This is a genomic window from Chryseobacterium taichungense, assembly GCF_900109935.1.
GTDB classification, from domain to species: domain Bacteria; phylum Bacteroidota; class Bacteroidia; order Flavobacteriales; family Weeksellaceae; genus Chryseobacterium; species Chryseobacterium taichungense.
Window position 1 is genome coordinate 45,909 of record NZ_FOBV01000010.1, and the last position, 13,948, is coordinate 59,856.

A 13,948-nucleotide genomic window follows, 5' to 3' on the forward strand; every position below is an offset into this window, starting at 1 on the left:
CACATAAAGGGCAGGGAACTATTTAATAATATAAAAACTATTTTTATTTTAATACACTAATTTAGTCTAAATTAAATGCATGTTTTTTAATAAATTACCATAACATGTTCTTAAATAAATTTTAATAGCAATATTCTTACCTTGAGCAAATAATAAGCCGACCATCTCCTACCCAGTCCAGAATTTCACCCGGATATTATTGATGCGGCTCAGGAGTTAAACCACCCTATTTCTGAAGTGCATTCAGTAGACTTCAGTAGCTGATGACCTTGCCTAAAAATTGCACCACTTTTGGGGAAACCGGCTCAAAATTATTACCACCAAACGCTGCACTGGCTCAAAAAATAAGCCACTAATCTCAGCCCCGGCTCAGAATATGCACCAGATAATGCCAATGCGGTTCAAGTATTAAACCACCCTACTTCTAAAGTGTATTCAATAGACTACAGGAGCTGATGACCTTGCTTAAAAAATGAACCACTTTTTGGGAAACCGGCTCAAAATTGTTACCACCAAACGCTGCACTGGCTCAAAAAATAAACCACTAATCTCAAAACCGGTTCAGAATTTGAGCCGGATGCTGCCTATGCGGTTCAAAAATTGAGCAGCCTCGATGTTATTTACTTTTCTGCTTTTTTTCTTTTCAAAAGCAATTAAATCAACTTACTAATAATCAATTACATACATTCTCATTTCAGAGCTCTGAAAAAATAGCGGTCTAAGTAAGCAAGATGTGTCTTTGTATATACAACTTTTCAAGTTCCATATCCCAAGACGCTCTTGCCTTTTTGCAAAAGGGAAAAGACTTCGGAACTCGTCTTTTTTCTTTATAAACCTTCAGTTAGATTCCATTTTATTCTTTTTTAATCTCCACGGATTCAAAAGTAATCCAGATTGTTATTATTTAGCCCACGCACCTCTAACCCTATTGTTTTCAAGGTTTTAATGCTACAACTTTGCAGCAGAAATCTTAATCAGATGAAAACAATTCTTTACTTTTTCTTTAGCTTATTGACGGTATCAGTCTCGGGACAGGTCGGTATCAATACGCCAAACCCGGAAGCTACTTTTCAGGTCGTAGGCAAACCTGATGATCCGAATCATTATGATGGGATCATTCCGCCAAGCATCACCGGTGATCAGCTTTCAAAAAAGATCTATTCCTCATCGAAAAAGGGTGCTCTCCTTTTTGTGACTGTTCCGCCGTACATACTGTCCGGGCAGGTCATTAATATTTCCGAGCCCGGGCTCTATTATTTTGACGGCAATCGATGGCAGCCTGCCCAACAGGAGCGGAAGATCGAGTATCAAACCATTCTGGTTTTCGACCGTAATACCAACAGCCCGCTAACTGCTTCTACGCAATGGAGTGCACCTGTTAATATTTGGGATGATAAAGATACTTACGATACCTCTACGAAATTCTACAGCATGGGAACAAAAAAATTCGGCGGCTTAGAGGGAGCGGTATCATTTAGAAAAATTGACGGCATCATCAATATTAAATTTCTGGTATCACGAACAAACGGTTCCAACCCAGTTTCGGATGATGCTGTAATGGATATTTCTGACATCTGCAATGAACTTGGATACTTCCCGACTGACGTCGCCTGGCTTCATCCGGAAAACTCAACAGCGCTGATGTCCGTTTTTCTGCAAAACAATTCCATTCATATCCCGGCATCAACTTTAAATGCCATCACTGCCAATACAGTGGGCGAAGCCAAAGGATATTCAACCTGGACGAAACCTCATTTAAAATAAGCCAATACAAGATGCTATTCAACAGCATTTCGAAAATGATGAATGATTCTAAAAACGCAATAAACCTTAACAAAAAAACAACAATGAAAAACAATTTTCTAACCTTACTTTTTGCCTTGGCAGCAGTGAACCTGTTCTCTCAGGTCGGTATCAATACCCAGTCGCCCAAAGCTACGTTTGAAGTGGTCGGAAAACCAAATGATGTGAATCATTTTGACGGGATTATTCCGCCACGTATTACCGGCGATGAGTTGGCTGCAAAAACTTACTCCACCGCACAAAAAGGTGCTTTTGTATTTGTAACTACGCCTGCAACCTCTCCATCGGGACAAGCTGCTCATCTAACCAAATCGGGATTATATTATTTTGATGGACAGCAATGGGTTGCACTGACTAAGGATGACCCTTTGGAAATGGTTGCGCTAAGAGGCAATACTTCTCCGGTCGAATTGATACTGAAGAATTATCTTACACTTGATTTTGATCAGAAAGAAAATTACATCCTGGGAAGATCCAGAAGTCCGATCACAGGTGAATACAATACGATCGTGGCGACAGATTCCAACATCACTTCCGGAAAAGGAAATTCGGCATTTGCCTATGCCATGTCACAGGGAAAAGTGACCGGAAAACTGAATTACGCGGCAGGTGTATCGGCATTGAATGGAATGGCTAACGGGACCATAGCCGGTAACAGGAATATTGGTATTGGTCCAGGTGCCATGTCATACATCACTTCCGGCAATGATAATATATCGATCGGTTACCTTTCAGGAACCGGGAACCGGACAGGTTCCAATAACGTTTTCATTGGCGTTGGAGCCGGAAGCCCGGTAGTCGGAGACCGAAGTGTCAGTAATAAGCTGGCCATTCATTCGACACCCGTCAATACCAATCCGAATGCTTTTTGGGACAGTATTACGAACAATTACACCGACTATAAATTTGCTTTAATTTCAGGTGACTTTTCTGAAAGATGGCTCAATATCAATGGTAAGCTAAGCGTAACGCCTTCCCAAATGCCTAATGCAGACGGCGATTCTTCTTATACGAAAAAAGTAGTCGCAAAAGCCGATGGTTCATTTGGTTTTGCCACCGAGGTCATTCCCACACCACCAGCCTCTGGAACCTTCGTCCTGAAAAGTGTGAATGGTATTCCAAGTTGGAGTTCACCGTGAAAAAAGAAGGGAACACGAATTCTGAAGTAATCTTTTTCCGGATCCAACAGGAAAGAAAAAAGAACTGGAAGAAAACGTGCAGGGAAAGAAATATCTCTTTGACCAGGCTGATTATCGATTCTGTAGAGAACAGGATTATGGATGATGAGAGAAGAAACGTTATTGAATTCATTGAAAAACAGGACAACATCTTTACAAAGATCGAAACCAATGTCAATCAGTTGGCAAAAGTAGTCAACGGACAGAAGTTCATCTCGGAAAGTCAATTGGAATTGTTTTCTACACAACTTTCAGAAATAGCAGCACTGAAAGCCAGGCAGAATACAATTTTTGAAAACATCTACACATTGCTTTCAAAATGATCGTCAAGATTATGAAACCAGCGGGAACCAATTTCCCGGGAGTAGACTACAACGACAAAAAGATTGACAAGGGAAAGGGAGAACTGATGCTGATGAAGAATTTTCCGTCATTTATTAATGAAAACAGCAATAAGCAGCAAGTAAGGGATTATCTGAAAGCGATATCCAAAAGCAATAAGGTACAAAAGCCACAATTCCATGCCGTGATCTCTACCAAATTCCAGGAGCACAGCAAGGAAGACCTTACAGGGATCAGCGCAGATTTTATGGCACAAATGGGATACGGACAACAGCCCTACATTGCAGTTTTCCACAAGGATACCGAAAATAATCACATCCATATTGTTTCCACAAGGGTGGATAAACAAACCGGGAAAAAGATTGATGACAGCTACGAAAAGCTAAAGGCGCAAAAAGCTTTGGCCCAGGTGATGGAAAAACGCTACGGCATAAATGAGGAGGGAAAAATAAATCAACTTTTAAACTACAAAATTGGCTCTTTTCAGCAGCTGAAAACTTTGCTCAACAGAAATGGTTACCAATTGATCGAAAACACAAATGATGGAAAATCCATTACCATTTCAAAGAACGGCATTGTACGGCGAAGAATCTCAGCAGATCAGATTGTTTTCAGCAATAAGGAAAGCGAGAAACGGATCAGGCAGATCAGGGCCATTTTTTCAAAATACAGGCAGCTCTATTCCAACAAAGTGTTTAGAATAGATGATTACAGAAAACAGGAGGCGATGCTCCCTGAGGGAAAGCACAAAGATTATTGGAAACCGGAAATTGAGTTTGAAAGCGAGCTTCAGAAAAAACTGAGAGACTCTTTCGGCGTCGACATCGTATTTCATCATAAGGATAATCAAATGCCTTTCGGATACACTTTGATCGATCACAGGACCGCAACAATTTATAAAGGCAGTGAGATCATGAAGATGGGGGAATTGTTTGAATTCACATCGACCAGAATGGATAAAAGGCTTTTTGAACAGCTGAAAGATTATGGCATTCCCAATGCGGAAACTAAGACGGTACTATTAAAATATTTAAAAGAAAGGTATCCGGAAAATGAGCTAAGTGATTTTATGCTGTTTAAGAATAAAAAGCTGAAGAACAGGGAAACATTCAATGCCATCAGAAGTGATGTGAAAGAATATCTTAAAAGTCAGGGTGGATATCAAGTCAGTCTTTTAAGATCCGACGAAGGAAAATATTATGCAATCCATTCCAGGCTTCACTTCGTTGGTGAGCTGCAATCATTGATCGGCGAGAAGCAATATCAGCAGTTTCTAAATCCGGAGCCGAAAAATGAAAAGAATCCGGAAAACAGTACTGGACAAGAGTTGAAGCAAGCCGTAAACGAAATGCTGTTTAAATGGATGAGGTCTTCCGGTACATCAAAAGACCCGGCCGAGAACGAATTGAAAAAGCGAAAGAAAAAGAGATAAGACCGAGCGTTTTTTAGCTAGTCATAACCTGGCTACAAGCCATCAACTAAAAACAATAAAAATGATTATCACATTCGGGACACAAAAAGGTGGAACTGGCAAAACCACACTTGCGATTGCTTTTGCCAATTATATTTCGGGAGTATCCGAAAGAAAGGTCAACGTGTTCGATTTTGATTTTCAGAAATCTTTCTACCACAAATGGATCGAAGATGAAGAATCAGAACTGCCTAAACTGTATGAGGTCAGGATTATTGATGAGGACAATGAACAGCCTTTCTCCGATTTTGAGCATCTGATCGAAATGAAAGAAAGTGAGGAGGTTAACGTTTTTGACCTTGCCGGAACGCTGGATGCACGGTATAGTGACCTGCTGATCTACAGTGATTTTATCGTGATCCCATTTGAGTATTCCAATGTCTCCGCAAAATCGACGCTGGTTTTTATCAATTTTTTAGGATTGCTGGAAAGTCAGGCGGAGCGAGTTTTTATCCGGTCCAAATATGATAAAGGCTACAAATACCAAAACCAGGAGGGAATGGATGCCGAGATCAGTAAATACGGCATCCTGCTGAAAAATTCGGTATTCAAAAGGAATTGTCTTCAGACCATTGATACGAGAAAACTGACCTATGAACAGAAATATGCGGTCAAACATCCTTTCAATGAACTGATCGATCACATCAACCATATACTTGAAATTAACATATAACGATTCTAAAAACACTTACAATGATCAAAATATTTCTTACCATCCTCGTCCTTTATCTACTGTATTACGCAGGAAATATTGTTTACGACCTTTTTCTCAAAAAAGATCCTGAATTAAAAGAAGAAGAGGCTGAAGAATATGCCCTTACAACATTCTCAGAGATTGATGCTAATGAAATCAAGTCAGTCAGCATCGATGATGTAGAGCAACTCAATACACCCAATTCATTTAATACTAAGGAGATCTTTTCTTCAAATGACGAAGAACCGGATGAACCGCATGATCTCGAACACTGGCGTAAGAAATTTGAATCTGAGCAGGACATTGATGATTTTAAAGAAAATACAAAAATCAAAGAAGAAAATCAGGAAGATGCAGCCAAAGAAATGAATACTCAGAATGCTGACATACAAGAGTTTTCAACTGCGAAATCCAATGATGAAAATACGAAATCCGAACACAAGAAAGAAGATCCTGCTTTAAAACTCAAACAGCAATTCAACCACTTCCTCAGCCTTGCTGAGACCCAGGTCCAGGTCCTTTCAGACCGTGATGGCTTCAAGGTCTACCATTCAATGATCTAGCAACTTAAACAACCTTCAATACTCTTTATCCGATCCGCTCCATTGAGCCGGACAGCACACCTCCTATGCCTTTTTCTGAACAAAAAAAACACAGTTCAAATATAAATCTTACCTATTATGAAACACAAATGCAAACGTTACCTAACAACGAAAAAATTATTAACTGCGGCACTGCTTCTAATGGCGGTCACGCCCATGCTGGCACAGGGAGGTGCTACGGCCATCTCCAATGCAGCCAATGACATTAAAGACTATTGGGACCCAATCAAGCTGATCTTAAAAGCCGTTGGCGGATTGGTCGGTTTTATCGGCGGTCTTCGGGTCTATAACAAATGGACCAACGGTGATCAGGATGTCAATAAGGAAATCCTGGGTTATGGCGGGGCGATGATCTTCCTCATCGTTGTTCCTGAATTTGTAACCTCTTTTTTCGCATAAAATGGGATTTTACCTCTACAAGGGGCTGAAAAAGCCTCTTGTATTCTTCGGACTAAAAGGAAAGTATATCATCTATGCAGTAGGCGTTATCGGCGCAGGCGTCTTAGCGGCTCTGGTCCTGTCCAAATTCGGATTGCTGGGTTCACTGCTGGGACTGGCCGCTACGGCCGGAGGTGTTTACCTGATCTTCAGAAGGCAGGATAAATACGGACTCTACGACAAGACCAAAAACTTTGATCAGATCTTCATTTTTCCAAAAAGAATGAACAACAATAAAATTTTTAAAAATGGCAGCAGCAAAAAAACAAACCTTTGATATTCCGTTTATCGGCTACGATTACGGAAAGTATTTCAATTGGGATTTTGACGTGCTGTTCGGACAATACGGCAATCCCATCATCGGGATCAGGATCAAAAACATCGTTGAGCAGTATTCTGCTGACCCGGATAATTACCTGAACTTCCATACGGTTCTTAATCAGGTCGTGTCGATCATAGGAGAAGGAAGGATCGTTCAGAAGCTGGATATATTCACCAAAAAGAAATACGCCGCTGAGCCATCCCCTCAATTCCTGCAGCAGAAATATTCAGAGCATTTTGACGGAAGGCTTTTTAAAACTATTGAAACAGTCATACTGTTTACGGATCTCATTCATGATAAAATTAAAAAAAACGGTCGGTCAGCGACCGGTGGCAGTATAACAGAAAAGAGTTATAAAGAGCTCAGGGACAAATGCCAGAAGGTGTTTATGCTGCTGAAGCAGAGTGGCTGCGAACCTGAATTTCTGTTGGAAAAAGATTTTGAATACTACATCTCAGGGGTTTTGTCAATGCAGCTTTCAGACGTCCCGGTATTTGACAATATCAAAAGTACCAGTGAATATCTGAAAATAGGCAATCGGTATGTCAAGAATATTGCCTTTGTCGATGTCGAAAATATTGACCTGCCCTCTGAAATAGAACCCTACTCCATCCTCGGCGGAAACGGAGCCGCTTCCGAAACAGCGGTTGATAATTTTACCTTTATCAATGAGCTGGAGGATTACGAAACCATTGTTTACAACCAGGTCATTACCATTCCACTGCAAGCACAACAACAGCGGGAACTCGATAAAAAGAAGAAAAAGCACGAAGGCGCGGCCAATAATTCACCATCCAATGCCATTATCGCAGAAGAGATCCAAACCCTGCTTCATAATATCGCTATTGATGGCCAGCTGGTAGTGAATGCTCATTTTTCGCTGCTGTTTTCAACCAACACGCTGGAAGCAATGGAAGGGATACAGTCCCAAATTGAGAATAAGCTATTTACCAAAGGGATCATCGTTTCCAAGAATGCCTACAATCAGTTGGAACTATTCCGGGCAGCCATTCCGGGCAATTCAACAGAACTCAGGGACTATGATCTTTTTATGACGACAAGCGAAGCGGCCTTGTGTTTTTTTTTAAAGAAAGCTATCCCGTGAATGAAGAATCCAACTTCTACCTGAGATTCACAGACCGGCAGGGCGTACCATTAAAAGTTGACCCCGCTGACCTGCCGATGAAAACCGGACGGATCAACAACCGGAACAAATTTGTTCTGGGACCATCCGGTTCGGGAAAATCATTCCTGATGAACAATATTATCGAACAGTATCTGACCTACAATTATGATGTGGTGATCGTTGATACAGGTGATTCTTATTCGGGAACCTGCCAATATAAAGGCGGACGGTATATCCAGTACACCGAAGAAAAACCGATTACGATGAATCCTTTTCTGATGGATAAAAAAGAATTCAATATTGAGAAAATAGAGTTTCTGACCAACCTGATCTTCCTGATCTGGCAAGGGCCGGATGCAACGGTGTCGTCTGCGCAGAAATCAATTCTTGATAATGTGCTGATGTCCTATTACCATCAGTATTTCAATTCGGGAACCGATTGGTTTGACAATAAAACATCGGAAGAACTGATTCTTTACCTTGCAAAATATAATATTCACGAAGAAGATATCGTAACCGAGGGGTCAGCGACCGGAGGTGGTTCTGAAACCAGCTATTATGATATTCTGGGGATACCTTTTGATGCATCTGCCGATCAAATTAAAGAGACAGGACGAAAACTGTTGAAATCTTACCATCCTGATAAAAACCTGAATAACCCTGATTACGACAGCGAAAGGTTTTACAAGGTTTATGAAGCCTATGAAACTCTCAGCGATGAGCAGCGGAGAAAGATCTACAATGAAACGCAGCTTATCCTTATCAAGTCAAAAGATATCATAGAACGTCCGGAGTCTTTAGCAGACCAGGATCAAAGTTTCCGAAACGCCATTATCAAAAAGATCAAGGAGCTCGATGAAAAGCTGGAAGCCAAAGAGCTTTCGTTCAATGGATTTTATGATTACTGCGACAAGTTCTTGCCGCTTTATCTCAACAACAAAAAGCACAGCATTACGGAAAGGGAGTTCAACCTTCGGACGTTTCTGTTTGTGCTGAGGGATTTTTACAAAGGGGGAAGATACGGAACGACCTTAAATGAATCTGCTGATAATACGCTCTTTGATGAATCCTTCATTGTCTTCGAGATCGATAATGTGAAAGATAATCCGAAACTGTTTCCGATTGTAACCCTCATCATTATGGACACATTCATTCAGAAAATGCGTCTGAGAAAGGACCGAAGAAAGGCTCTCATCATTGAAGAAGCTTGGAAAGCGATTGCCAGTAAGCTGATGGGTGGTTACATTTTGTACCTCTATAAAACCGTCCGAAAATTCTGGGGAGAAGCGGTGGTTGTCACACAGGAACTGGATGACATCATTGGAAATGCTGTGGTAAAAGATTCGATCATCAACAATTCCGATACATTCATCCTGTTAGACCAGACCAAGTTCAAGGACAACTTTGAGCGGATAGCATCGCTGTTATCGCTGAATAAAGTGGAGCAAAACAAGATCTTTACGATCAATAATCTCAACAATAAATCCGGACGAAGCCGGTTTAAGGAGTTTTATCTGAAGAGAGGTTCCAAGGGTGAGGTCTACGGCAATGAAGTCTCCCTTGAACAATACCTGACCTATACTACTGAAAAGCCTGAGAAATCAGCCGTGGAGTATTATGTACAAAAGTATGGCAATTATGACGAGGCTTTGATAAAGATTGTATCGGATTTAAAAGTTTTCGGTGACAGTCTTGAAAACCTGGTGTCTTTGGTCAATCTCTACCGGCATCCTCTGGATAAGAAAGTAGTTTCCTACTACCATCATATGAAAAATAACCATCCCGGGAAAAATATCTTCAAGATCATCGGCCAGGAACTGGAAGAGCGAAACATCACTTTCCTTGAATTAATCAATAAAAAAGAATATCAATATGAAAAAGTTTAGCCTGTTATTTTTAGGATTCTACGGATGGGTATCTGCTCAGAACACCTACATCGACCCTACGGTAACTGCTGCGATGATCCTCTATTCGGAAAATCTGAAAGCCAAACAGAATGAGGTTATTGATGAAACGTCGAAATTAAAGGATGCTCAGACCTGGGTGGGAACCCAGATGGTCGCTGCCAATGATATTCAGAATAAAATACTGAAAGGATTGAAGGAAGTATCAGGAACCTTACAGAACGGAATCCAGGTACAGGAGATCTACTCCGAACTGAACAAATGCTATACCTATTCGTCAGAGGTGGTGCAGCTGGCTTCGCAGCATCCCCAGTATGCGATTTTCGGTACCAGGGCTTCGCAGAAAACCTATGAACAAAGCCTGAAGATCGTAACGGATGTATCGGATATTTTGGCATCGGGAGAATTAAATCTGGCTACTGCAGGCGACCGTTATAAGATCCTTCATAACATTTCAGGAAATGTGAAAAGCTTAAAGCTGTGGCTTCTGGCTATCAAGCTGAGACTGGAGAAAGCCAACAGGCTTGGATTCTGGAATTCCATCAATCCTTTTGCAGGATATATCAATACCGATAAGGCCATTGTGGATGATATTATGAACCGCTACAGACGGAATTTTTAATATTTCTGTGATGAAAAAGATTTTTTATACCCTTTTCATGCTAATCGGATATACCGTTATCACCTCTTCCGGCGGTGGCTCAACACCAGCCTGGCAAAAGGAGAATGTTTCTTTCCCAATGATGAACCTTGAGATCAATGCCACCATGAAAGAACACGATCGGCAGAAAGAAATGCGGCAAAAGCAAACACTGAGTGCCTCGGTAGAAACAGCCAACCAATCCCAGTGGAAGAACTTCAAAGACAAAGTGACCAAGATCCAGGACAGGCTGCGTATTGTATCTTTTGCTATACAGGCTATTCCGGCAGGTGTGAACCTGAGCAGGGAAATTACCAAAATTACGGATAATCAAACGGCCATTATCAACGAGATCAGTACAGCTCCTTACTCTATTATCGCAGTACTGCCTTCACAGTTGCAATTTGTGGATGATCTTCAAATGACCTTACGCTTACTCACAGGAATTATTTTGTCTTACGGCGCCATCAACCAGATGGAACAATCGGAACGAAAGGTATTACTGGATTATGCCTTAGGCGAGGTCAAAGTACTCAGTAGGAATTCAACCCACATGCTTCTGAAAATAAGGGATATCAAAGCCAAGGTGCTGCGGAACAAACGAGCCTTCCAGTACTATGTCAACAGGGACCGACAGGTTGTAGAAAACATTATGAACCACATCAAATCCTTTTAGCGATGAAGAAAATAATAATCTTTGCAACGTTTCTCTTTGGCGTAACTCGTGTTACAAGCCAACAGATCGTGATCAACGATAAACTGCTGTCGCAAATTACCGTTAATCACGGCGTACGACTGGTCAGTGAGCAGGCATTCCTGGATTCTTACAAAAAGCAGAAAGAACTCTACGACGAGATCAACAATAAAACAATGCAGGTGATCGCCATTCAGGAGTATATCTATCAGCAACTGAAAAATGTCAATTCAGCACTGACCCAAAGCAAAAAGCTGATCTACCTTTATCAGTATCTGGGAAAGATCGTCAGCAATTCCAATAAGATGCTAAACCTGTCTACGCAGCATCCCGAGTATGCCGCATTGGTCTCAAAATATTATGTAGAAATCGGAAACCAGGTCATAAAGCTCCAGCAGGAGGTCTCACAGGATATACTTAACGAAGACAAAGACTTTTTGATGGATGCCAGCGACCGGGAAATGCTCATTGAGAAGGTCTTTACACGGGTAAGGAATATTCACGGGAACATCCTCTACATTATTATGAGACTTGAAAACGCGAGGAAAATACCGTACCTGTACCAGGTTCCTGTTCTCAGGAACTACCTCAATATCGACAAGGCCATTGTCGGACATATCATCATCAAATACAAATACATCTTCAATTAAGAATTATGGAAATACTATTTAAAAAAGGGATATTCTTGGTTTTTGTATGTGTCGCCATTGCGGCATCAGCGCAGCTAAGTGTCAAAAGACTGAATGATCCTTCGATCGTTGCCCAGCATAAGAGAATGACCTTTGAAAGCTGGGGCGACTGGCGGCCATACCCCAAATATTTCCTGGGTATCCAGACTAATTTTGCCTACGCTACGGTATGGGGAATGTGGGCTCCCAAGATCAATAGGGATTATAAGGACGGGGACGATATCCGTCCGTTGAAACCTACCGGAGAACAAAATCTGCGGTTCGCACAGCTCAAATTCCAGGAAGAGGAAGCTAAGAAGATCAAGGCTGCATCCGACACGATCTATAAAAGAAGCGTGCAGGACTTTGCACATTGGACTTCTGCTACAGTCGATGCGGATCCGCTTTGGTTATTGTATTACAAGCGGATGCTCAAGCCGATCACGGAATTTCCGGACACCCCGCAGAACTTTATCGACTGGCGGCTAAAAGACCAGCAGACCTACGAAACGCTTAATAGTACGGGAACCTTAAAACGGCTTCAGGAAGAACTTGATCTTATAAAAGAGAAATACACGTTATCCCGGTCAATGGATATGCCGAGGGGAAAACGCTTTATCATGTATCACGAAACGCTGATCCGTTGGCGAAAATTTGTGCAGGAACTGAGAAGGTACAATAACCGAACAACGTTGCTTCTGGATTACAAAAACATCCTGAACAGCCATTTACCCACCGCATTGCCAACACAATGGACACCGGCCTCAGACAAAGGAATTGTTCAAAACGTGATGCAGCACTATAAACACAAATATTAGAGATGAATAAAAAACTAACGCTTTGCCTTTTGGCAATAGTACTTCCCATAATGGGCTTTGCGCAAACCGATGGCGACTACAGCAACCTGCTTCAGTTTCTGAAGGGTGACGGCGCTTTCGAAAAGTGGTTTATGGAGGTGTTTACCAAGCTGGACACCAGTATTCAGGACAGCGCTCAAGGTTCCGCATTGGTCGGAAGAGCGATCGGAGGACTGGGCGCACTGATGTATCTCGGCTATATGGGCTGGCAGATGGCCGCCGGAGACCGGGAATGGGAAATTACCCCGATGCTTAAACCGATCCTCATTGGATTCACTTTAGTCTATTGGACCGGATTTGTTAATCTGATCCAGGCACCGTTCGAGGCTATCGCAGAACCCGGCATTGCGATTTTCAGTGATATCGAATCTGAGGTCAATGACCTGAGGGTGCAGAGGTTTAAAAAGCAGCAGCAATTGCTGGACGCGGTCATTAAGCTCAATGCCGAAGAAGATGCGAAGCAGGAAGTGATTAATAATACCTCCAAAGATGCTGATGATTCGTGGTTTGATATCAGCGACGGGATTGATAAGCTGCTGCAACCCATCAAGGAATGGCAGATCAGGATGCAGTTCCAAATGCAGAAACTGGTCGCCGAGGTTATCGAGTTTGTATGTCTTTCTGTTCTCAGGATTTGTGTTTACCTTATATTCTTTATCCAGAAGATCTGGGCGTACATTCTTATCATTTTAGGTCCTATTGCAGTCGGAATGGCGTTGGTGCCGGGATTTGAAAATTCACTGTACAGCTGGGTTTCCAAATTTATCAATATAAACCTTTACACGTTTGTCGCCTACACGATCATCAATATCGGACAGCAGCTTATTGCTTCAGGGTACACCATGGAAATCGAACGCTATGACACTTTACTGACCAACGGCACAGTGACCAATCTCGATGCCTTGATGGTCTATGTCAGTAATTCCGGAATGATCTACAACCAGCTTTTTACCTGTGTCGCTTATATCGTGACCGGTATCGGGGTATTGATGACCCCGACCATTGCGGATACGATTGTGACCGCAGGCGGAGAAGGTGCTATGACGAAAATGAAACAAGCTGCCGGAAAAGTGGCAAGTAGTGCTAAAACAGCAGTGCTTACGGTGAAAACAGGAGGTGCTGCGGCAGCGGCATCGGCCGCTAAATCAGCCGCAGCAGGTACTGCTTCAGGTCGAGTGAGTAGCGCAATGAATAACAAAAAGAATTAAA

Annotated in this window: 13 protein-coding genes and 1 pseudogene; all 14 read left to right on the forward strand. The window is 42.0% G+C overall.

The genetic code is table 11. From position 1 onward, the window contains the following. Positions 1-978 precede the first annotated feature (978 nt). A complete protein-coding gene (locus BMW64_RS17695; RefSeq protein ID WP_090001555.1) occupies positions 979-1,764 on the forward strand; it encodes a hypothetical protein in 786 nt (261 codons plus the stop codon). A gap of 83 nt (positions 1,765-1,847) precedes the next feature. Then, positions 1,848-2,942, forward strand: a complete 1,095-nt coding sequence (locus BMW64_RS17700; protein ID WP_090001696.1) for a hypothetical protein — start codon at positions 1,848-1,850, stop codon at positions 2,940-2,942. After that, a complete protein-coding gene (locus tag BMW64_RS17705; RefSeq protein ID WP_090001698.1) occupies positions 2,939-3,304 on the forward strand; it encodes a hypothetical protein in 366 nt (121 codons plus the stop codon). The genes BMW64_RS17700 and BMW64_RS17705 overlap by 4 nt, the downstream gene beginning before the upstream one ends. Before the next feature lie 11 nt (positions 3,305-3,315). Beyond that, entirely contained in the window at positions 3,316-4,755 is a 1,440-nt protein-coding gene (locus BMW64_RS17710; protein ID WP_317048323.1) for a relaxase/mobilization nuclease domain-containing protein, read from the forward strand. 61 nt (positions 4,756-4,816) lie between these two features. Further along, a complete protein-coding gene (locus BMW64_RS17715) occupies positions 4,817-5,467 on the forward strand; it encodes a ParA family protein (RefSeq protein WP_078797567.1) in 651 nt (216 codons plus the stop codon). A 20-nt stretch (positions 5,468-5,487) separates the two neighbouring features. Beyond that, a complete protein-coding gene (locus BMW64_RS17720) occupies positions 5,488-6,051 on the forward strand; it encodes a hypothetical protein (RefSeq protein ID WP_078797568.1) in 564 nt (187 codons plus the stop codon). A 117-nt stretch (positions 6,052-6,168) separates the two neighbouring features. Beyond that, entirely contained in the window at positions 6,169-6,489 is a 321-nt protein-coding gene (locus tag BMW64_RS17725; RefSeq protein ID WP_078797569.1) for a DUF4134 domain-containing protein, read from the forward strand. A gap of 1 nt (position 6,490) precedes the next feature. Then, complete coding sequence (locus BMW64_RS17730; protein WP_078797570.1) at positions 6,491-6,805, forward strand: DUF4133 domain-containing protein; 315 nt, start codon at positions 6,491-6,493, stop codon at positions 6,803-6,805. Then, a pseudogene (locus BMW64_RS17735) lies at positions 6,777-9,862 on the forward strand (TraG family conjugative transposon ATPase). The gene BMW64_RS17730 and the pseudogene BMW64_RS17735 overlap by 29 nt, the downstream one beginning before the upstream one ends. Beyond that, a complete protein-coding gene (locus BMW64_RS17740; RefSeq protein ID WP_078797572.1) occupies positions 9,849-10,502 on the forward strand; it encodes a hypothetical protein in 654 nt (217 codons plus the stop codon). Before BMW64_RS17735 ends, BMW64_RS17740 begins: the two are co-directional and overlap by 14 nt. A gap of 37 nt (positions 10,503-10,539) precedes the next feature. Continuing rightward, positions 10,540-11,196: a hypothetical protein gene (locus BMW64_RS17745; protein ID WP_228400954.1), complete on the forward strand. Its 657-nt coding sequence runs from the start codon at positions 10,540-10,542 to the stop codon at positions 11,194-11,196. 2 nt (positions 11,197-11,198) lie between these two features. Continuing rightward, positions 11,199-11,864, forward strand: a complete 666-nt coding sequence (locus tag BMW64_RS17750; protein ID WP_090001559.1) for a hypothetical protein — start codon at positions 11,199-11,201, stop codon at positions 11,862-11,864. A 5-nt stretch (positions 11,865-11,869) separates the two neighbouring features. Continuing rightward, positions 11,870-12,700, forward strand: a complete 831-nt coding sequence (locus tag BMW64_RS17755) for a hypothetical protein (protein ID WP_090001561.1) — start codon at positions 11,870-11,872, stop codon at positions 12,698-12,700. Positions 12,701-12,888: 188 nt separating this feature from the next. Then, positions 12,889-13,947: a hypothetical protein gene (locus BMW64_RS17760; RefSeq protein WP_228400955.1), complete on the forward strand. Its 1,059-nt coding sequence runs from the start codon at positions 12,889-12,891 to the stop codon at positions 13,945-13,947. Position 13,948 lies beyond the last annotated feature (1 nt).

Coding starts and splice junctions, on each gene's coding strand:
- BMW64_RS17695 (WP_090001555.1), top strand. CDS start 979: ATGAAAACAATTCTTTACTTTTTCTTTAGCTTATTGACGGTATCAGTC.
- BMW64_RS17700 (WP_090001696.1), top strand. CDS start 1,848: ATGAAAAACAATTTTCTAACCTTACTTTTTGCCTTGGCAGCAGTGAAC.
- BMW64_RS17710 (WP_317048323.1), top strand. CDS start 3,316: ATGAAACCAGCGGGAACCAATTTCCCGGGAGTAGACTACAACGACAAA.
- BMW64_RS17715 (WP_078797567.1), top strand. CDS start 4,817: ATGATTATCACATTCGGGACACAAAAAGGTGGAACTGGCAAAACCACA.
- BMW64_RS17720 (WP_078797568.1), top strand. CDS start 5,488: ATGATCAAAATATTTCTTACCATCCTCGTCCTTTATCTACTGTATTAC.
- BMW64_RS17725 (WP_078797569.1), top strand. CDS start 6,169: ATGAAACACAAATGCAAACGTTACCTAACAACGAAAAAATTATTAACT.
- BMW64_RS17730 (WP_078797570.1), top strand. CDS start 6,491: ATGGGATTTTACCTCTACAAGGGGCTGAAAAAGCCTCTTGTATTCTTC.
- BMW64_RS17740 (WP_078797572.1), top strand. CDS start 9,849: ATGAAAAAGTTTAGCCTGTTATTTTTAGGATTCTACGGATGGGTATCT.
- BMW64_RS17745 (WP_228400954.1), top strand. CDS start 10,540: ATGCTAATCGGATATACCGTTATCACCTCTTCCGGCGGTGGCTCAACA.
- BMW64_RS17750 (WP_090001559.1), top strand. CDS start 11,199: ATGAAGAAAATAATAATCTTTGCAACGTTTCTCTTTGGCGTAACTCGT.
- BMW64_RS17755 (WP_090001561.1), top strand. CDS start 11,870: ATGGAAATACTATTTAAAAAAGGGATATTCTTGGTTTTTGTATGTGTC.